We start from the raw sequence: 18,591 nt of genomic DNA, 5'->3' as shown, positions 1-18,591 counted from the left end.
CGACATATTCGGTCATCGGCACGCTGCTGGCGGGTTGCGACTTGGGCAACCGGGTGTTTTTCAGAGAAATCCCGGAGCGCCGAGTATCGGAAATGACTGATGTAGCCCGCCAGGTCATACCAAAAGGTCTGACACACGATGCAGCACAAAATTCGCCGCAATGGCACAATTGCCCTGCTTCGCCCTCCCCCAGACAGGATTAACCATGCCATTGCAACTCACCACCGCCCACCTGATCGTCAACCCGTGCGATGACGAAGAAGACAACATGGCCATGCTCTGCTGCCACGGCGACAAGGGCGAGATGTTCATGGTGACCCGTTATCCGGATGAGGACGAGGTGGAGATCACCTGGGATTACGAGCCGTCGACCCTGGACGGGCTGAAGATCACCCTGAGTGCCACGACGTTGCTCGTGGAGATTGGCGCAGCGGACGCCGATGCGTTGGGCGGGAGCGATCATCTGGAAATCACCCACGGCACCGCCGAGTCGGACCTGGCCGAAGTGGAAGAAACCTTGCAGAACATTCTCAAGGGCACCGGGACCTATATCCGGGCCTAGCTGCCAAACCCGCACAATGTGGCGAGGGAGCTTGCTCCCGCTGGGCTGCGAAGCGGCCCTAAACCAGCCTGCTGGGTTCTGCCTGGAAAAACGCGACAGCCTTATTGGGGCTGCTGCGCAGCCCAGCGGGAGCAAGCTCCCTCGCCACAAAGGCAGGCGCCTATCGGAAAAAACCTCAGAAATTTCCCACATTTCCCAAAAAATACCCCCCGCGCCGTTAGTCGCCACCCCCTCCGATGCATTAAAGTAACGCCCCCAGGCCTGGCATTTTTCGCAATGCCCAGTCTCACCCCTCCAGGAACCGTCATCGATGGAACATCGTGAAGCGCTGCTTGCGCTGCGAACCTTTCTTTCAACGCAGATTCTCGGCCAGGAAAAACTCATCGAGCGCTTGCTCATTGCCCTGCTCGCCGATGGCCATATGCTGGTTGAAGGCGCTCCCGGGCTGGCCAAGACCAAGGCCATCAAGGAGCTTGCCGAAGGGATCGAGGCACAGTTCCATCGCATCCAGTTCACCCCCGACCTGCTGCCCGCCGACATCACCGGCACCGAGATCTATCGCCCGGAAACCGGCAGTTTCGTGTTCCAGCAAGGCCCGATCTTCCACAACCTGGTGCTGGCGGACGAAATCAACCGTGCACCGGCCAAGGTGCAATCGGCATTGCTCGAAGCCATGGCCGAGCGCCAGGTCAGCGTGGGGCGCAGCACTTACGACCTGTCACCGCTGTTTTTGGTGATGGCCACGCAAAACCCGATCGAGCAGGAAGGCACCTACCCGCTGCCTGAAGCCCAGCTCGACCGGTTCCTGATGCACGTGAAAATCGGCTTCCCGGACGCCGCTGTCGAGCGTCGCATCCTGCAGCAAGCCCGTGGCGAGGCGCTCAACGGCGAAACCAAGCCCGAGCGCCGGGTCAGCCAGCAGGCAATCTTCGCCGCGCGCAAGGAAATCCTTGGCCTGTACATGGCCGACGCGGTGGAGGAATACCTGGTGCAACTGGTGATGGCCACCCGTACCCCGGCCAAGTTCGACCCGGAAATGGCCGAGTGGATTGCCTATGGCGCCAGCCCTCGCGGCTCGATTGCCCTGGACCGCTGCGCCCGCGCCCACGCCTGGCTGGCCGGTCGCGATTTCGTCAGCCCGGAAGACATCCAGGCGGTGCTGTTCGACGTGCTGCGTCACCGCATCATCCTGTCGTTCGAAGCTGAAGCGGCCGGCATCGACCAGGACCGCGTGGTGCAACGCATTCTCGACGTCGTTGCCGTCGCTTGACGCCCATGAACGCTGGCGATGGAACCCGTATCACCCTGAGCGAATTGATCGAGATGCGCCATCGCGTGCGGGAAGTGCAACTGTTTTCAACGCCGAGCCAGCGCAGCCCGCTGATCGGCCTGCACCACTCGAAACTGCGCGGGCGCGGGGTCGACTTCGATCAGGTGCGGGTCTATCAGGCCGGCGACGACGTACGCACCATCGACTGGCGCGTTACCGCACGTACCCAGGAGCCCCACACCAAACTGTTCCATGAAGAGCGCGAACGGCCGATCTTCATCATGGTGGAGCAAAGCTGCCGGCTGTTTTTCGGCTCAGGGCAGATGTTCAAGTCGGTACTGGCGGCCCAGGCGGCGAGCCTGATCGGCTGGGCGGCACTGGGCCACAACGACCGCGTCGGCGGGCTGGTGTTCGGTGACAGCGAGCACTACGAAATCAAACCACGACGCAGCAAGCAAAGCCTGCTGCAACTGCTCAACCGTCTGGTACGGGTCAACCAGAGCCTCAACACCGAGCGCCGCCCGGAAGCCGACGCCCTCGGCATGGCCTTGCGCCGGGCCCGGGAAGTATTGCGCCCGGGCAGCCTGGTGATTGTGATCTGCGACGAGCGCGCCCTGACGGAAGGCGCCGAGCAACAGCTGAGCCTGTTGTCGCGGCATTGCGACCTGCTGCTGTTGCCGGTGTCCGACCCGCTGGACCACGCGCTACCCGCCGCCGGGCTGCTGCGCTTCGCCGAGCGCGGCGCACAACTGGAACTGGACACTCTGAACTTCGACCTGCGCCAGGCCTACAAAGCCCAGGCCGAAGCCCGCAGCGCACGCTGGGAATTGCTCGCGCAAAAGCTGCGAGTGCTGTTGATGCCCTTGAGTACCCAAGGTGAAATGGTCGAGCAACTGCGCGAATACCTGAACCCGCAACGCCCGGTTAAAAAGCAATGAGCAGCCTCGACCAACTGCAACCCCTGATCGCCCCGCCCGTGATCGGCTTCTGGCCGCCAGCGCCGGGCTGGTGGCTGTTGCTGCTGATCATCCCGCTGGCGGGTTGGGGCCTGTGGTGGCTGCGCCGCTTCCTGCCGGCCAAGCGCCCGCTGGCCCGTGCCGAGCAACCCCTGGACCCGCTGCGCATCGCCGCCCTCGCCGAGCTGGCGCTGATGCCCAAACCCTATGACGGCGCGCCAGCCGGTGCCTGGCTGCAACAACTCAACGGCTTGCTCAAACGCCTGTGCCGCAACGACTACCCCTACAGCCAGAGCCACACCCTCAACGGCCGCAAGTGGCTGGCGTTCCTCGACAACCGTTGCCCGGCTGCCGGCCTGACCCGCTGGATGGTGCTGGTGGAAGGCGCCTACAAGCCCGAATGCAAACTCGACGACAAGGCCATCGCCGGCCTGACCCAAGCCGTCGATACCTGGATTCGCAAACATGTTTGAGTTCGCCTGGCCGTGGATCTTTGCCCTGTTGCCATTGCCGTGGTTGCTGCGGCTCATCCTGCCGGTGGCCGACAGTGGCGAACCGGCGCTGAAAGTCAGCTTCCTCAGCGACCTCGAAGGCTTGGCCCGCCGCCGTGCGCGGGTCAACCTGCCGGGATGGCGCCAGCAAGCGCCGTTCGTTTTCCTGTGGCTACTGCTGTTGACCGCCGCCGCGCGCCCGGAATGGCTCGGCGAGCCGCTGCCTATTGCAGCCAGCGGCCGCGACTTGCTGGTGGCGGTGGACGTCTCCGGTTCGATGGACTTCCCCGACATGCAGTGGCAGGACGAAGACGTCAGCCGCCTGAGCCTGGTCAAGCACCTGCTGGGGGATTTCCTGGAAGGCCGCGAAGGTGACCGCGTGGGATTGATCCTGTTCGGCAGCCAGGCTTATCTGCAAGCGCCGCTGACCTTTGACCGGCGCACCGTGCGCACCTGGCTGGATGAAGCTCGGATTGGCATCGCCGGTAAAAACACCGCGATTGGCGACGCCATCGGCCTGGCCCTCAAGCGCCTGCGCCAGCGTCCAGCCCAAAGCCGGGTGCTGATCCTGGTCACCGACGGCGCCAACAATGCCGGCGAAATCGACCCGCTGACCGCCGCCCGCCTGGCCGCTGAAGAAGGCGTGAAAATCTACCCGATCGGCATCGGCGCAGACCCCGAGCAAACCGGCTCCCTGGGCATCCTCGGCGTCAACCCGAGCCTCGACCTGGACGAACCGGCCCTCAAAGCCATTGCCGAGGCCACCGGTGGCCGCTACTTCCGCGCCCGCGACGGCAACGAACTGCTGAAGATCAAGGAAACCCTCGACCAGCTCGAACCCGTGGCCCAGCAACCCACCCAGGCGCGCCCCGCCCAGGCGTTGTACAGCGCGCCGCTGGCCTTGGCGCTGATTCTCAGCATGCTGCTGGTGATCCAGGAACGCTGGCCGGATAACGCCTTGCAACGGCTGTTCAACAAACTGTCCAGCAAGGGCCGTTTCCTGCAACCCAATCCTGAATGGCGCGAACGCCTGAAACGCCTGCGTTTGCGGAGGCGTCGATGATCGCCTTGTGGCCGCACTGGTTCCGCCCCTGGTGGCTGTTGCTGTTGCCGCTGCTCGGCTGGTTGCTGTGGCAGTTGTGGCACCGCCAGAAACGCGCCGGGCGCTGGCAGATGATTCTGCCGCCGGCGTTCCATGCCGCGTTGCTCAGCGGCGGCAGTGGCCGCGAAAGCAAATCACCGTGGGTGGTGCTCGGCATCGCCTGGCTGCTGGCCGGGCTGGCATTGCTTGGCCCGAGCTGGGAGCGCGTCGAGCAGCCCAGTCAGAAACCCTCCGACCCGCTGGTGGTGTTGCTGGAACTGACCCCGGAGATGCTCGCCACCGACAGCCCGCCCAGCCGCCTCGAACAGGCGCGGCGCAAGCTGTTCGACTTGCTCCAGGCCCGCAGCGATGCGCAGACTGCCATCGTGGTCTACGCCGGCAGCGCCCACACCCTGGTGCCGCTGTCCGACGATCTGGCCACCAGCCATAACCTGCTGGAAGCCCTGCGCCCCTCGATCATGCCCGAGCCCGGCCACCGCGCCGATCTGGCGGTTGAAAAAGCCCTGAGCCTGCTCAAGCATGGCGGCCTCGGCCAGGGCCGGCTGCTGCTGATCGGCTCCTCGCTGTCCAAGCAAGAGCGCCAGGGCATCCGCCTGCAGTTGCAAAGCAACCAGGCGCCAAGCTTGTCGATCCTCGGCATCGGCAGCCGTGAAGGCACCCCGGTGACCCAGGAAAGCGGCGAGTTCCTCAAGGACGCCCAGGGTGCGATCCTCGTGCCGCGCCTCGACAGCCCGACCCTCAAGGCCTTCGCCAGCGAAATGGGCGGCCGCTACCGCCAGGCACGCCTGGACGACAAGGACCTGCGCCACCTCGGCCTGCTGGACGGCCCGCAAAGCCTGCGCAATGACGGGCAACTGCTGCACCTCGACACCTGGGCCGACCAGGGTTACTGGCTGCTCTTGCCGCTGTTACTGCTGGCCGCCTGCGCCGGGCGCCGTGGCTGGCTGTTCTTCTTGCCGCTGCTGCTGTTGGGCGCGCCGCAACCCAGCTATGCCTTCGACTTCCAGGACCTGTGGTTGCGCCCCGACCAGCAGGGCCAACTGCTGCTGAAGAAAAAACGCCCGGCCGAAGCGGCCGAACATTTCGACGACCCGCAATGGCAGGGCGTCGCACTGTATGAAGCAGGCAACTACGCCGAAGCCGCCAAGCGGTTTGCCGAGGGCAGCGACGCCTATTCCCACTACAATCGAGGCAATGCCCTGGCCAAGAGCGGCGAGCTGGAAGCGGCAATCGACGCCTACGAACAAGCCCTCGAAGCCCAGCCCGACTTGCAGCCGGCGCTGAAGAACAAAGCCCTGGTGGAGAGCCTGATGCAACAGGAGCCGGAAAAAACCGAACCGGCCAAACCGGCAAAAAACGAGGATGACGAAACCACCCAACCCGGCCAGACTGCGCAACCGGGCGCCAACAGCCAGACCGCCACCGGTGGCGAGCAGACGTCCCAAGGCCAGGGCCAGCCCGGTGCGACCGACACGCAAACCGGGGCAACGCCCCACGCCGGCAGCAACGAGGTACCCGGCAGCGAGTTGGGTGATGAGCAAACCACCATCCCGCCGCTGCGCCCCGCAAACGGCACCCTTGAAGGCGAGCAGCGCCAGGCCCTGGAACAATGGCTGCGGCAGATCCCGGACAACCCCGGCGAGCTGCTGCGACGCAAATTCTGGTACGAACAGCAACAACATCAGGACAAGACTCGATGAACCGCTGCACCGCCCTTCTTCTCACCCTCGCGTTGTGGGCCAGCCAGGCCCAGGCAGCCGGCCTGGTGGCCAGTGTCGACCGCAGCCGCATCAATTCCGGGGAGACGGTGGAACTGACGGTGGAGTCCAACGACGTCACACTGTTCGGCAAACCGGACCTGGCGCCCCTGGACCCGCTGTTTGAAGTGAGCGGCACACGCCAGATCAACCAGCTCACCACCCTGGGCGGCGACAACCACGCTACCACTCGCTGGATCATCACCCTGCTGCCCAAAGAGAACGGCACCGTGGTGATTCCGTCCTTGCAGATCGGCGAACTCAAGACCCAGCCGATCACCCTGCAAGTGGTGGAGACCGTCAGCCAGAACACCGAGGCCCAGCTGGCCCCGGTGTTCATCGAGACCAACCTCGATCAGGACAGCGTCTACGTCCAGGCCCAGGCGCTGCTGACCGTGCGCGTCTACCACTCGGTGTCGCTGTACGACGACAGCAGCCTCACGCCGTTGCAGGTGGCCGATACGCGTATCGAACAATTGGGCGAGTCGCGCACCTACGAGAAAGTCATCAACGGCATACGCCATGGCGTGATCGAAACCCGCTATGCGATCTACCCGCAGCGCAGCGGCACGCTGACTATTCCGTCGCAGACATTCAGCGCGACCCTGGTGGAGCCAAGGCCCGCCCAGGACAACAACCCCCAAGGCTCCAAACCCGGCAAATTGATCCACGTCAGCTCGCCGGAGCTGTCGCTGACCGTCAAGGCCAAGCCGGCAATGTACCCGGCCGATGCTTCCTGGCTGCCGGCACGCAGCCTGACCCTCACGGAAAGCTGGAACCCTGAGCCCGATCACGTACAGGTCGGCGACTCCCTGACCCGCAGCCTGACCTTGAACGCCGAAGGCCTGGCCGGCGCGCAACTGCCGCCGCTGGCGCTGAGCGACATCCCCGGCCTGCGCCGCTACCCGGACCAGCCGGTGCTGAGCAACCAGAACAACGACCGTGGCCTGATCGGCAGCCGTGAAGACCGCGAAGCCCTGGTGCCCAACCGTGTCGGCGCACTGGAATTGCCAGCGGTGGAAGTGGTGTGGTGGAACACCCACGAAGACCACCTGGAACGCACCAGCTTGCCGGCCCGCACCCTGCAGGTGGCGACCAACCCGAGCCTGATCGTCGACACGCCGGCCAGCCCGACGGTGATCACCGCGCCGGACAATGACAGCCTGTGGATCTGGCAACTGACCAGCCTGATCCTGGCCTGCACTACCCTGCTGGGCTTCGGTTTGTGGTGGCGTGCACGCTGGCAGCCGGCAATCCTGCGGGCCGCACAAACCGGCCCGAGCCCGCGCACCCTGCTGGACGACCTCAAGCGAGCGAGCCAGGCCAATGACCCGCAGGCCACGCGCCAGGCACTGGATGCCTGGGCGCGGCAGCAACCGGAGACCCTGGCGGACATGGCCGCGCGGTTTGTGCCGCTGTCGGATGCGTTGGACGGGTTGAACGGCGCGCTGTACAGCGAGAGTGGGCAGTATTGGCAGGGTGAGGAATTGTGGCGGGCAGTGAAGGCGATTCCGATGGCGGAGCGTGAGCAGGACCCTGCGGGGGACAGCACCAGCTTGCCGCCGCTGTATCCCAAGTAGCCCCCCCTTTTCAGAAACACCACAAAGCAACTGTGGGAGCTGGCTCCCACAGTTGATCTTCATTGGTTTTTGAGAGGCGGGCTCAGTTCAGGACCGGCGTTGCCCCCATCGGTACTTTACGACCCGGCGCCGCCATCTCAAACAACTGCTCCACCCGCGCACTCTCCTCCGCGCTCGGCTTGATCGCCCATGCACACGCCACAAAAATCCCCGCATTGACCACCAGCCCAACGATCCCGCTGGTCAACGACCCCAGCCCGGGAATGTCGTCCGGGTACATCGTCGTCAGCACGATCGCCACCACAATCCCCGCCAGCATCCCGGCAATCGCGCCTTCCTTGTTGCCGCGGCGGCTGAAGATGCCGAAGAACAGCGGCACCGCCAATTGGATAATCCCCTGGTAGGAAATCTGCGCCAGCAACTGCAACCGCGCGTAATCAAAGGTCAGGTACGCCAGCACCGAGGCGGCGACGATAAATACCACCATCCCGGACTTGGCCAACAGCGTCAGTTGCCGGTCGGTACGCGGGGTATTCCAGGTGGCCAGGTCGTTGGCGAACTGGGTGCCGCAGACCTGCACGCAGCCGTCGACGTGGCCGATGCTCGCCGCCAGCACGATGACGATCGCCAGCGCCAGCATCCACGGCCCGCCGATGTCGAACAGCGACAGGAACCAACCTTGTTGCGGGTGCGCGATGACGTTCGGGTCCTGGCTGATGGCCGCGGCAAACAGCATCAGAATCCCGTAGAAACCACCCACCAGCAGGATCGTGTACAGCGTGCCTTTCTTCACCGCCTTGACGCCGCTGGCGGTGTAGATGCGCTGGAAGCTCATGGGCCAGCACATCGAGCCGATCACCCCGGTGAAGATCAGGCTGAACATATACAACGGGCCATAACCGGTGCCGCTGGCGCCGGGAATCAGCAACATCTTGGCCGGCAGGTGCGACAGGTTGGAGAACGACGCCTGGTCGCCGAACAGCAGGAACACACACAGCGCCGCACACACGACATAGGCGATCAGGCCCTGGAACATGTCGGTCATGATCAGCCCGCGCATGCCCATGCTCACAGTCCAGTACTGGCGCACCAGCACCACCACTACGCCGGCGATCAGGCAGGTGGTGACGCCCCAGCGGCCGAAGCTGGCGAACTGGAACAGCATCGCCAAGGCCTGGATACCCATCACCACCCACGGGAACACCGAGATGATGCCGATGATCGAGGCCACGCGCTTGACCACCGGGCTGTTGAAACGCATGCCGAGCAAGTCCGGCTGGGTGCGCAGGTTGAAACGCTGGCCCCAGGTCCAGGCGCGGCGGGCCATCAGGTACATCGCCGTCACGCCAAGGGTGGCATAGACCATGCCGTAAAAACCCAGGGCACCGCCGATGGTCAGGGCGAAAAACGCGGTAAAGGTCGAGCCCGGCCACCAGGAGTTGGTGTAACACATGGCGATGTACCACGGCCCATAGGAGCGCCCGCCTACGGCGTAATCGGAAAAGCTCGTGCTCTCGCGGTTGGTGGCGTACAGCACGGCGATCATCCCGGCCAGAAACAAGCCGATGACGCCGAAGGTGATAAAGAGGTTGGCATCGCTGGTGGTGCTGATCATTGCGCATCCCCCTCTTCGGGAATTTCGCCGGCCTTCAGCTCGGCGACGTACAACGCCCACAGGCCAAGACCTGCGAGGACGGCAATGGCGATCCAGTAGAAGATCGGCAACGGAATGCCCAGTACCAACGCGGTACTGCCGCTCACGCTCAAATAGAACGGGGGGAATAAGGCGAGCATCAGCAACAGGAAAAAGTACACACCGAAAATTTGACTTTTCAGGCGTCCGGGTGGCGCGTTATCGGATTTCATGAGTCGGGTGCTCCTTGAATTTGTGGATCGTTTTTTTGTGTGATCAAACAAAAATCAAGCAGTGAAAACGCAGGCACCAATCAGCGCCCAAGTGACTTCATTCAATGCATTATTGTTGTACGGCGCAGGCTCAAGCCTGTCTTAGCCAGGTTTCCCATTGCGAATCGTTGATGATGCTGCGGGCACGCATGTGCTTCCAGGTGCCGTATTTGTAGAAGTCGAAATCCAGCTGCGACACCGCGTGCTGCACCATCGCCCAGGTCGACCATTTGATATCCGCCAGGGCCTTGTGCAACTTGATGCGCGCCAGGTTCTGCGCAGTGACCTGGCCGAAGTAGTCTTCGATCAGGGCCAGCTCCATTTCATCGGTGAAAAACATTTCGCCGAACCACAGCGCCAGTTCGTAATGCCGGTCGTTGTTGGAGGCGTATTCGAAGTCCACCAGGCGAATCTGCCGACGGTCGTTGAGCATGAAATTACCCGCCAGGGTGTCGTTCATGCACGGCGCCAAATCCATGCCGGAAGCTTGCAGCACGCCCCGGGCGCGGTCGCATTGGCGGCGCAGCCAGGCGTCGTCGGCGGGCTTGCAGCCGTTGAGTTGCTCCACCTGGCGCTGGTGCTCGGCGATCATGTCGAACACGGTTTTGGTCTGCACCAACGGCGGCTGGTCGTTGAAGGCCTTGAGGGCGTGCAGCGCGTTATGACGCACGTCGCGATCGAGAAAGTCGTGGTTGGACGAGGCGCGCCAGCCTTCCATGAACTCGAAGACTTCCACGCCGAACTCTTCAAGGAAGGCAAACACCGGCGCGCCATAGCCGGTTTGCGCGGCCTTGAGGCTGGCGTCGTGGGCAGTGCGACGGTCGATAAACATCTCGGTGCCCACCCCCGGCACCTTGAAGAAATACGCGGTGTCGATCCCGGCCACTTCCACCCGCCAGTTGGTGTTGGATATCCCACCGCTGACCGGTTCATAACGAATCCCGCTGCCGCCCCAACTGGCAACCCCGCGCACCGCCGCTTCCAGCTGACACTCTTGTGGCGTACACGCCTCACCTAACGCTTTCATGCCTGCCCCTCCTGTACATGACGTAGCCAACCTTCAAACCGTGGGTCTTGCAGACTCTGGCGGCAACGCAACAGCGTCCATTGCCCAACCTTGGAGAACTCCAGCGGCCGCGCCGAGGTGGCGCCGACCCAGAGGCCCCACAGGGTCCAATACCAATCGTTAATCAAGGCGTACAAGCGGCAGCGCGCGTAGTCGCTTTCGCGGCAGTGGCCGGCCCAGGCAACAATGCCTTCGCGCCAATCGCTTTCAAAGACATACAGCTCGTTGAGGCTGATGGCCACGTCGTACCAGGGATCGCCGCAGCCAGCGTAGTCGAAGTCGATCAGTTGCAAGGCGCCATCGGGGCCGATCATCACGTTGCTCGCCACGCCGTCGCCGTGCAGCGGTACCGAGTCGCTGGAGCTCAATTGCAGGGAGGTCCAGGCCAGGTCAATGCAGGTGCTGATCCAGGCGTGATCGATAGGCAAAGCTACGCTGTAACGCACACACAGCTCGCGCAGGTGCTGGATATCTTGCAGCGGCGAGCGGGTGAAGCCCGGCGAGGTGCCGGCGTGCAGTTGTTTCTTCAGGGCCCAGAGCGCTTGCAGGCGCTGGGGCTGCATCAATTCGTCGAGGCGTGCCCAGCGCCATTCGTTGGCGGGCAAGGCATCCAGCAGCAACACGCCGGCCGCCGCATCTACCAGGCGCACGCCGGGCGTCACGTCGCAATCCGCCGCCAGTTGGGTGGCGCGGGCGGTGCGTTCGATGTCGATCAGCGCGCGCATGTCGTCATGCAAGACTTTGGCGTAACACCGCCCCCATGGTGCGCTGACGGTATAGCCGGTCCACTCGGTGGCCAGCCGCACCGGCGAGGCAATCCCGGCGGTGCCCTCTTCGATCACCACATGGGCGGACAAACCGGCGGCCTCCAGGGCGCCCAGCAGCCGTGACTTTGCTTGCAAACGACTCGACATGGCAGACCTCAGCGGTAGGCGTTGGGGGTGGAACAGGCGCGGTGCAACAACGCGGTCAGCATGTGCAAACCGTTGCGCATGTCCTGCTCGTTGGTGAACTCCGCTTCGTTATGGGACACGCCATTGCTGCTTGGGATAAACAGCAGGCACACCGGGTAATGCCGGCTCAGGCTGATGGCGTCGTGGCCTGAGACGGTGACGCTGTTGCCGATGGGCAAGCCCAGTTGCTGGCCAACACTGTAGGCCAGTTCGGAAAAGCCGTGGTGCAGGTGGGTCGGTTCACGCAGGGCGCGGCTTTCGATGCTGTAGTCCGTCGACGTGGCGCTGGCGGTGGCCTTGAGACTGGCGTCCAGGCGCTCACCGGCGGCGGCCAGCAATTCCGTGTCCGGGGAGCGGTACTCGACGTGCAGCGTCACACGGGAGGGCACCACGTTGGGGGAATTGGGGTAAATCTCCAGGCGCCCCACCGAGCTGTGCAGTTGCGCCCCGTGCAGGTCGGCTTCAGCCCGCACAGCGGTGATCGCGTGGGCGGCGGCCAGCAAGGCATCCTTGCGCGCGGTCATGGGCGTAGGGCCGGTGTGGTTCTGTTCGCCGATAAAACGAATCCGTTGCTTGAGGGCCGCCCAGGTGTCGCGGACCACACCGATGGCCAGGCCGTCGCGCTCAAGGCCGTAGCCTTGTTCGACGTGGATCTCCACGTAACCGGCAACGTCCAGTTCCACCCGGCCCTCCCCCAGGTAACCGATCTGTTGCAACGCATGCTTGAGGCTGATGCCGTCGCCATCGCGGCAGGCCCAGGCGTCTTGCAGGGCCAGGTCGCCGGTGAACACGCTGCTGCCGATCAGGCTGGGCTGGAAGCGCGCGCCCTCCTCGTTGGTCCAGTTCACCACCGCCAGGTTGCACGCCGGCACTTCGCCGCGCTCGCGCAACTGTCGGGCCACGCTGGCCACCGCGACCGCGCCGGCCAACACGCCATACACACCATCAAAACGCCCGGCGCTCGGCTGGCTGTCCAGATGCGAGCCACACAGCACGTAGGGCGCATCTGGGTTAAAGGTAATCAAACCGAACAGGTTACCCACTGCATCCACGCGCACTTCAAAGCCGCGCTCGGCCAGCCAGGCCGCGAACAAGTCGCGCACAGCGCCGTCTTCGGCCGAGGCCGCCAGGCGATGCAGCCCACCGGCCTGAGTCGCGCCGATGGCTGAGGTCTCGCGGAACAGCGTCTCGAAGGTTGCAAGGTCCTGTTCACTGGGCGACAGCAACTCAGGGGTAAAGGACGTCGACATGGGCTTGCTCCAGGCGGGTCGCAAAATCGCCGGACGGCGCACGATTGGTGACCAGGGTCGTGATCGCGCTGAACGGCAGCGTATTGATAAAGGTGCGGTGGCCGAACTTGGCGTCGTCGGCCAGGATCACGCTGCGCAGGCTGTGTTTGGTCAGCTCCCGGCGCAGCAGCGCCTCGGGCTCCTGGTAGTCCATGAACCCCAGCTCCAGGTCGACGGCGCCGATGCCCATGAAGGCAATGTCGTAGTGGAACTGCCGGACGAATTCCAGGGTGTGGGCGCCAATCAGCGCGTTGTCGTTGCGGCGCACATCGCCGGGCACCACCAACACCTGGTTGGCGCTTTGTTCGGTGATCAGCCGGGCGATGTCCAGGGAATTGGTGACGATGCGCAACTGGCTGAACCCAATCAGTTGCTGGGCCAGGGCCAGGGTCGAGGTGCCGGTGTCGAGAAACAGCACCATGCCTTCGCTCACCAGCTTCGCCGCACACGCCGCGATGCGCGTCTTGGCCTGGGGCTTGATGCGGCTGCGCACTTGCAGCGGTTGCTCTTCGTTGAGCCGCGGCAGGATCGCGCCACCGTGAATGCGCCGCAGCTTGCCGGCTTCTTCCAGGTACTTGAAGTCGCGGCGGATGGTTTCTTCGGAGACGAACAGCGTCTGCGCAAGGTCCGACGCCTTGACGCGCTGGTGTTGGGTGAGCAGGAGCATGATTTCGTCGAGACGTGGCTGGTTGAGCATAAAAGAGGTATTCCAGGGCAGGTTCAGGCGGGCGGTATTGCGCGACCCACGGCGAGACGCGGCGCAAACCGGTCCAGCAGGGAGCATAGAGCGCAATACGGCCATGGACAGGGTCACGGGGTACCTCTCACTCATCAGGGTGTGAAAGGGCAGGACAACACAAAGCGTTTATCACGGGCGGGCTTCTGTTGAGCTCACTCCGGCTGCAATCAATCAGGGATTCAGCATCGGGGGAAGGTGCTGATCCCACGGGGCGATGGCTTCCACGGCTGCGCCGAATTGCAGCACCTGGGCATCGGCAAAACGCCGGCCGATCACCTGCAAGCCAATCGGCAAACCGCACGGGCTAAAGCCACAGGGCAGGCTGGCGGCAGGGTTGCCGGTGATATTGAACGGGTAGGTAAACGGCGTCCAGCGTGCCCAGGGCACTGCGTCCTCCTCCCCTGGCCAGCCCTCGGGGGCAACCCGGTCGGCGGCGAACGGCAGGATCGGCATCGTCGGCATCAGCAGCACGTCGTAGTCGTTAAATAACGCGTGTACCTGATTGGCGAACAGTGCGCGCTGTTGCACGGCTTTTAGATAGGCCGCCAAATCGTAATCGGCGGAGCGTTTGATCAGCGCGGCGAAGCCTGGGTCCAGTTGGTCGAGGCGATCGGCCAGGGATTTGCCGTAGGCGATCCCGCGCCCGCCAACCCACAGGGTTTCGAAGGTGGCCAGCGGGTCTTGCCAGTCCAGGGTCAGGGTGGTGACCGTAACCGGCAGCTCGTCGGCGAGGTAATGCACCGCCGCTTCCACGGTGGCGGCAATCACCGGGTCCACGGGCGTCTCGAACAAGGTCGGGCAGTACGCCACGCGCAAGGGGCCCAGCGGCTGGTCGCAGCGCGCCAGGTAGGACTCGGTGGGCGCGGGCAAGGCCTGGTGATCCAATGGATCGGGGCCGGAGAGGATGTCGAAGAGCAACGCGCTGTCGCGCACCGTGCGGGTGATCGGGCCGGCGTGGCTGAGCATCTCAGTGGCGGACCAGGGCCAGGTGGGGATGCGCCCGAGGGAGCCTTTAAGGGCGAATGCACCGCAGAAGGCACCGGGGATACGCACCGAACCGCCGCCGTCGGAGCCCAGCGTGGCCGGGACCATGCGCGCCGCCACCGCGATGGCCGAGCCGGAACTGGAGCCGCCACTAGTGAGCTGGGGGTTCCACGGGTTGCGGCCATTGCCGAAGACCCGGGAGGTGCTGGCGCCGGTCCAGCCGAATTCGGTGGTGGCGGTCTTGCCGAGGATGATCGCGCCGGCGTCTTTGAGGCGGCGGATGATCGGGGCGTCTTGTGTGGGGACGTTGTCCAGGCCGGTGAGCGAACCGCGGGTGGTGCGCAGGTTGGCGGTGGAGAACAAGTCTTTGATGCCGAAGGGGATGCCGTGGAGCGGGCCGCGAAACTGGTTGGCCTGTGCTTCGGCGGTCAGGATTTCAGCCTGCTCCCGCGCGGATTCGGTGTAGACGTCGCCGAAGGCATTCAGTGTGGGATTGTGGGTTTTGATGGCTTCGAGGCTTTGGTCGACCAGTTGCACGGGGGTGAGTGTGCCTTGGCGGATACGGTCGGCCGCGTCTAGCACGCTGGGCATAAAGGACGACGAGGCATCTGTGTTCATTGAGTATCCTGGGACGTCTACGAAAGGTCCGATGGGTACGTCAATAAACGCCTCGCGGTGGGCGAGTGTCAAGTTGGATTTGTTGTTTATGTGGTTTTTGTGGATTTATTTTTAAGCCGATCAATTCCACGCCACCACCAACAACCCTGCCCCCAACACCAGACACAGCGGCGAGTAAAAAAACGTATCCAGCCGCGCAAACCGCGACCCGCCGACCTTCTTGAAAAACCCCACCAGCTCCGAATCCCCAATCGCCCGGGCAAACATCACCAGTGCTACTGCACTAATCCCCCACTGCAGCGCATGGTTGGACACCGGCTCGAAATACAGCCCGGCCCGCAGACACACCAACACCGCAATCGCCACCAACCCCACGCCCACCAGCAGCGTCCCGAGTGCCGACGGCTTGAACGCTGGCCTTGGCCCGCTGGCGAATTCACCCGGCAGCTGCGGAATGGCCGCGGTAACACCCAATTTGCCACCGGCTGCCCAGTACAAATGCACCAGGCTGATAAAGCCAAAAACCCCGACAATCCATCGCGCGACAAAAAAGCTCATGGCTGGATATCCTTGGAAAAGTCCGGAAGAGGATAGCCCTCTTGAGATTTTTTGCAGGCAATTCGTCGGCGGCTGATGATAAAGTGCCGCCCCATGAAACTCGCCCGTACCGACCGCTCGCTCATTGCCTGGATGCTCTACTGCTGCGTCCTGTTCAATGTGTTCGCCTGCAGCATGGGTCATGGGCAAATGGTCGGGATGCAGCTCAACGGCATCGGCGGCCAGTTCTGTACGGTGGACCCGCGCACCCAGGCGCCGGCGCCTTACAAGTCCACCGATGAATCCCTGCCCACGCTCTCGAAAGCCTTCGGTTGCCCGCTGTGCTCCACCGGCGGCATGGGCCCGGCGCTCAACTCCAGCCTCAATGTGGCAGTGCTGCCGCAACCCCATGCGCCACCGCCAGCCATCGTTGCCAGCGCTGACGTTCCTGCCCGCTTCACCTGGCCTGCGGCTAATCCGCGCGCCCCGCCCGCCTTCGCCTGATACCTGCGCTTTTTTGATTTGCCCATGCGGCTGCCTCCAGCGGGAGTGCGGACGGCTGTGGGTTGTTTTCAAGCCATGTTTTTCAGGATTCAACCATGAAACATTTACCCCTTTTGGCGGGCCTGTTCGGCTGCCTGCCTGTCAGCACCTGGGCGATTGAGCTGGCACCGACCACCATTGATGGCGAGCAAACCGGCGATGCCGGCCTGGCCCTGGATCAGTCCAGCGGCATGGCCTCGCGACTGGGGCTGAGCGTTCGGGAAACTCCGGCGTCCATCAGCATTGCCAATCGCAATGACATCGAGCGCCGAGGCGCCAAGACGTTTCAGGACGCGGCCAATACCCTGCCCGGGGTCAATGCCAGTGCGCCGCCGGGGTTTGGCGGTTTTATCTCTTATCGGGGTTTTACCAGCAGCCAGATTACCCAGATGTTCAATGGCGTTGCGGTGTCCGGCGGCCTGGCTCGCCCGGTGGATGCGTGGATTTATGACCGGGTCGAGTTGGTCGGTGGCCCCTCTTCGCTGATCAACGGTGCCGGTTCCGTCGGTGGTTCGCTGAACTACGTGACCAAGCTGGCCACCCGTGAGGAACAGGCTGCCGAGGGGCAACTGACGTATGGCAGCTACGACACCGCCGGGATGGCCTTCGGCCTGAACCACGCCCTGACCGAGCCGGGCGCCGAGGTCCAGCATTACGCGCGCCTGGACGTGAGCCGCAACACCAACCACACCTATATCGATCGCCAACAGCGCGATGCCTGGAGCGTGGCGTTTTCCCTGCTGAGCGACTTCACCCCGAACCTGTCCCACACCCTGGCCCTGGAATACCAGGACGAACACGAAGACAGTCCCTACTGGGGCACGCCGGTGCTCAACCCGAAGTCCGGCGAGTTGAAGATCGACAAGCACAACCGTTTCAACAACTACAACGTGGCCGACGGCCGTTATGAACAACGCACGATCTGGGTGCGGTCGATCATCGACTACCGGATCAACGACAGCACCACCCTGAAAAATACCCTCTATCACCTCGACAGCCAGCGCGACTATCGCAACCTGGAAACCTACCAGTACAACGCCGATAACAGCGCGGTGAATCGCTCCACGGCCTATCAAGTGCGACATCAGGGTGAGCAGAACGGCAACCAGTTCGAGCTGCGCCATGACGACACGTTCTTCGGCTTGAGCACGACCTGGTCGGGCGGCTTTGAGTACAAGGTCAACAGCACCACCAACAACCCGTTGAATGTATCCGCCAAAAACACAGTGGACCCGAACAACTACGATCCGGGGCATTTCTATGACCTTCCCGGCACCAAGCCCGGCTTCGACCCGGACAAGACCAACGCCGTCACCACCAAGGCGTTGTTCGTCGAAAACCGCCTGGGCCTGACCGACAAACTGTCGCTGCTCACCGGGTTGCGCTACGACGCGATTGACCTTGAAGTCACCAACCACCGGGACATCACCGCCAGCAATCCCCGGCACGTCAAGCGCAGCTGGGAACCGGTGACCGGGCGCATCGGCCTGACGTATCAGTTCATTCCACAAGCCAATGTCTACGTGCAATACAGCACCGCCGCCGAACAGCCGAGCAGCACCACCCAGGTGTTCGATGTGTCCACCGGCAAGCAGTGGGAAGTGGGCAGCAAGTTTGACTACCTCGACGGTCGAGGTTCGGCCACCGTCGCGGCCTACAGGATCGAGCGCAAGGACTTCACCGTCACTGACCCGCAGGACCCGACCAACAGCATTCCGGTGGGCGCGCAGTCGTCCAAGGGCATCGAGCTGGCCAGTTCGTTGCGGGTTACCCCCAAGCTATTGCTGGAGGTCAACTACGCCTGGGTCGATGCCGAGTACGAGGACTTCAACGAGAAAACTGCCAGCGGCGCCGTGGTGTCGCGCAAGGGCAACACGCCGACCAATGTGCCCAGGCAGGTGGGCAATGTGTGGCTGACTTATGACTTTGCGGAGGATTGGCAAGGGGGTGTGGATGCACGGTATGTGGCGTCGGTGTATGCCGACAATGCCAACACCCTGACGGTGCCGGCGTATACCTTGTTTGGGACGTTTTTGACCTACAAGGTGGATCAGCACACCTCCGTGACGGGCCGGGTGCGTAACCTGACGAATGAGGTGTATGCCGAGTTTGCCCATGTGTCGCCGGCGTATTACCTCGGGTCGCCGAGAACGTTTGAGCTGGCGGTGCAGACGAAGTTCTAACCCCACAAGATCATTCCCACGCTCTGCGTGGGAATGCATCCAGTGACGCTCTGCGT

At 63.4% G+C, this 18,591-nt stretch carries 17 protein-coding genes; 9 read left to right on the top strand and 8 right to left on the bottom strand.

Features of this window, described 5'->3' with window-relative positions; genetic code table 11:
* Window positions 1-205: 205 nt before the first annotated feature.
* The 7 genes from D109_RS0128555 (at window position 206) to D109_RS0128525 (ending at window position 7,718) form a co-directional block, all read left to right on the top strand.
* Window positions 206-562, top strand: a complete 357-nt coding sequence (locus D109_RS0128555) for a hypothetical protein (protein ID WP_017479926.1) — start codon at window positions 206-208, stop codon at window positions 560-562.
* A 310-nt stretch (window positions 563-872) separates the two neighbouring features.
* Entirely contained in the window at window positions 873-1,832 is a 960-nt protein-coding gene (locus D109_RS0128550) for a MoxR family ATPase (RefSeq protein WP_017479925.1), read from the top strand.
* 5 nt (window positions 1,833-1,837) lie between these two features.
* A complete protein-coding gene (locus D109_RS0128545) occupies window positions 1,838-2,770 on the top strand; it encodes a DUF58 domain-containing protein (protein WP_017479924.1) in 933 nt (310 codons plus the stop codon).
* Window positions 2,767-3,261 (top strand): DUF4381 domain-containing protein, encoded by a 495-nt coding sequence (locus tag D109_RS0128540; RefSeq protein ID WP_003218539.1) that lies wholly within the window; start codon window positions 2,767-2,769, stop codon window positions 3,259-3,261. Before D109_RS0128545 ends, D109_RS0128540 begins: the two co-directional genes overlap by 4 nt.
* A complete protein-coding gene (locus tag D109_RS0128535; protein WP_003218538.1) occupies window positions 3,254-4,342 on the top strand; it encodes a VWA domain-containing protein in 1,089 nt (362 codons plus the stop codon). The genes D109_RS0128540 and D109_RS0128535 overlap by 8 nt, the downstream gene beginning before the upstream one ends.
* Window positions 4,339-6,081, top strand: coding sequence for a tetratricopeptide repeat protein (locus tag D109_RS0128530; RefSeq protein ID WP_017479923.1), 1,743 nt, complete (start codon window positions 4,339-4,341; stop codon window positions 6,079-6,081). Before D109_RS0128535 ends, D109_RS0128530 begins: the two co-directional genes overlap by 4 nt.
* On the top strand, window positions 6,078-7,718 hold the full coding sequence (locus D109_RS0128525) for a BatD family protein (RefSeq protein ID WP_017479922.1): 1,641 nt from the start codon (window positions 6,078-6,080) through the stop codon (window positions 7,716-7,718). The genes D109_RS0128530 and D109_RS0128525 overlap by 4 nt, the downstream gene beginning before the upstream one ends.
* A gap of 82 nt (window positions 7,719-7,800) precedes the next feature.
* Here the strand turns inward: D109_RS0128525 and D109_RS0128520 are convergent, their stop codons facing one another.
* The 8 genes from D109_RS0128520 to D109_RS0128485 form a co-directional block, all read right to left on the bottom strand.
* The gene (locus tag D109_RS0128520; protein WP_017479921.1) at window positions 7,801-9,333 is read right to left on the bottom strand and encodes a sodium:solute symporter; all 1,533 of its coding nucleotides are present in this window, start codon (window positions 9,331-9,333) and stop codon (window positions 7,801-7,803) included.
* The gene (locus D109_RS0128515; protein ID WP_017479920.1) at window positions 9,330-9,584 is read right to left on the bottom strand and encodes a hypothetical protein; all 255 of its coding nucleotides are present in this window, start codon (window positions 9,582-9,584) and stop codon (window positions 9,330-9,332) included. The genes D109_RS0128520 and D109_RS0128515 overlap by 4 nt, the downstream gene beginning before the upstream one ends.
* Window positions 9,585-9,714: 130 nt before the next feature.
* Entirely contained in the window at window positions 9,715-10,650 is a 936-nt protein-coding gene (locus tag D109_RS0128510; protein WP_017479919.1) for a choline kinase family protein, read from the bottom strand.
* Window positions 10,647-11,603: an aminoglycoside phosphotransferase family protein gene (locus tag D109_RS0128505; protein ID WP_017479918.1), complete on the bottom strand. Its 957-nt coding sequence runs from the start codon at window positions 11,601-11,603 to the stop codon at window positions 10,647-10,649. The genes D109_RS0128510 and D109_RS0128505 overlap by 4 nt, the downstream gene beginning before the upstream one ends.
* 8 nt (window positions 11,604-11,611) lie before the next feature.
* Window positions 11,612-12,892 carry a M20 family metallo-hydrolase gene (locus tag D109_RS0128500; RefSeq protein WP_017479917.1) on the bottom strand — a complete coding sequence of 427 codons (1,281 nt, stop codon included), beginning with the start codon at window positions 12,890-12,892 and terminating at the stop codon, window positions 11,612-11,614.
* Window positions 12,870-13,628 carry a DeoR/GlpR family DNA-binding transcription regulator gene (locus D109_RS0128495; protein ID WP_017479916.1) on the bottom strand — a complete coding sequence of 253 codons (759 nt, stop codon included), beginning with the start codon at window positions 13,626-13,628 and terminating at the stop codon, window positions 12,870-12,872. Before D109_RS0128495 ends, D109_RS0128500 begins: the two co-directional genes overlap by 23 nt.
* A gap of 213 nt (window positions 13,629-13,841) precedes the next feature.
* Window positions 13,842-15,245, bottom strand: coding sequence for an amidase (locus D109_RS0128490; protein ID WP_026078279.1), 1,404 nt, complete (start codon window positions 15,243-15,245; stop codon window positions 13,842-13,844).
* 147 nt (window positions 15,246-15,392) lie between these two features.
* On the bottom strand, window positions 15,393-15,830 hold the full coding sequence (locus tag D109_RS0128485; protein WP_017479914.1) for a DUF3995 domain-containing protein: 438 nt from the start codon (window positions 15,828-15,830) through the stop codon (window positions 15,393-15,395).
* A 93-nt stretch (window positions 15,831-15,923) separates the two neighbouring features.
* Between D109_RS0128485 and D109_RS0128480 the strand changes: the two genes are divergently transcribed.
* Complete coding sequence (locus D109_RS0128480) at window positions 15,924-16,313, top strand: DUF2946 domain-containing protein (RefSeq protein WP_017479913.1); 390 nt, start codon at window positions 15,924-15,926, stop codon at window positions 16,311-16,313.
* Between the two features lie 95 nt (window positions 16,314-16,408).
* On the top strand, window positions 16,409-18,535 hold the full coding sequence (locus D109_RS0128475) for a TonB-dependent siderophore receptor (protein ID WP_017479912.1): 2,127 nt from the start codon (window positions 16,409-16,411) through the stop codon (window positions 18,533-18,535).
* Window positions 18,536-18,591 lie beyond the last annotated feature (56 nt).

Source organism: Pseudomonas sp. PAMC 26793, from assembly GCF_000313235.1.
GTDB lineage: Bacteria > Pseudomonadota > Gammaproteobacteria > Pseudomonadales > Pseudomonadaceae > Aquipseudomonas > Aquipseudomonas yamanorum.
The sequence above is the reverse complement of the archived record's forward strand: the minus strand, read 5'-3'. Positions and strand labels throughout refer to the sequence as shown.

Bases quoted from the DNA above. Each gene is read 5' to 3' on its own strand.
- D109_RS0128530 (WP_017479923.1), top strand. From the start codon at position 4,339: ATGATCGCCTTGTGGCCGCACTGGTTCCGCCCCTGGTGGCTGTTGCTG.
- D109_RS0128480 (WP_017479913.1), top strand. From the start codon at position 15,924: ATGAAACTCGCCCGTACCGACCGCTCGCTCATTGCCTGGATGCTCTAC.
- D109_RS0128535 (WP_003218538.1), top strand. From the start codon at position 3,254: ATGTTTGAGTTCGCCTGGCCGTGGATCTTTGCCCTGTTGCCATTGCCG.
- D109_RS0128555 (WP_017479926.1), top strand. From the start codon at position 206: ATGCCATTGCAACTCACCACCGCCCACCTGATCGTCAACCCGTGCGAT.
- D109_RS0128485 (WP_017479914.1), bottom strand. From the start codon at position 15,830: ATGAGCTTTTTTGTCGCGCGATGGATTGTCGGGGTTTTTGGCTTTATC.
- D109_RS0128495 (WP_017479916.1), bottom strand. From the start codon at position 13,628: ATGCTCAACCAGCCACGTCTCGACGAAATCATGCTCCTGCTCACCCAA.
- D109_RS0128515 (WP_017479920.1), bottom strand. From the start codon at position 9,584: ATGAAATCCGATAACGCGCCACCCGGACGCCTGAAAAGTCAAATTTTC.
- D109_RS0128505 (WP_017479918.1), bottom strand. From the start codon at position 11,603: ATGTCGAGTCGTTTGCAAGCAAAGTCACGGCTGCTGGGCGCCCTGGAG.
- D109_RS0128490 (WP_026078279.1), bottom strand. From the start codon at position 15,245: ATGCCCAGCGTGCTAGACGCGGCCGACCGTATCCGCCAAGGCACACTC.
- D109_RS0128500 (WP_017479917.1), bottom strand. From the start codon at position 12,892: ATGTCGACGTCCTTTACCCCTGAGTTGCTGTCGCCCAGTGAACAGGAC.
- D109_RS0128525 (WP_017479922.1), top strand. From the start codon at position 6,078: ATGAACCGCTGCACCGCCCTTCTTCTCACCCTCGCGTTGTGGGCCAGC.
- D109_RS0128520 (WP_017479921.1), bottom strand. From the start codon at position 9,333: ATGATCAGCACCACCAGCGATGCCAACCTCTTTATCACCTTCGGCGTC.
- D109_RS0128510 (WP_017479919.1), bottom strand. From the start codon at position 10,650: ATGAAAGCGTTAGGTGAGGCGTGTACGCCACAAGAGTGTCAGCTGGAA.
- D109_RS0128550 (WP_017479925.1), top strand. From the start codon at position 873: ATGGAACATCGTGAAGCGCTGCTTGCGCTGCGAACCTTTCTTTCAACG.
- D109_RS0128475 (WP_017479912.1), top strand. From the start codon at position 16,409: ATGAAACATTTACCCCTTTTGGCGGGCCTGTTCGGCTGCCTGCCTGTC.
- D109_RS0128540 (WP_003218539.1), top strand. From the start codon at position 2,767: ATGAGCAGCCTCGACCAACTGCAACCCCTGATCGCCCCGCCCGTGATC.
- D109_RS0128545 (WP_017479924.1), top strand. From the start codon at position 1,838: ATGAACGCTGGCGATGGAACCCGTATCACCCTGAGCGAATTGATCGAG.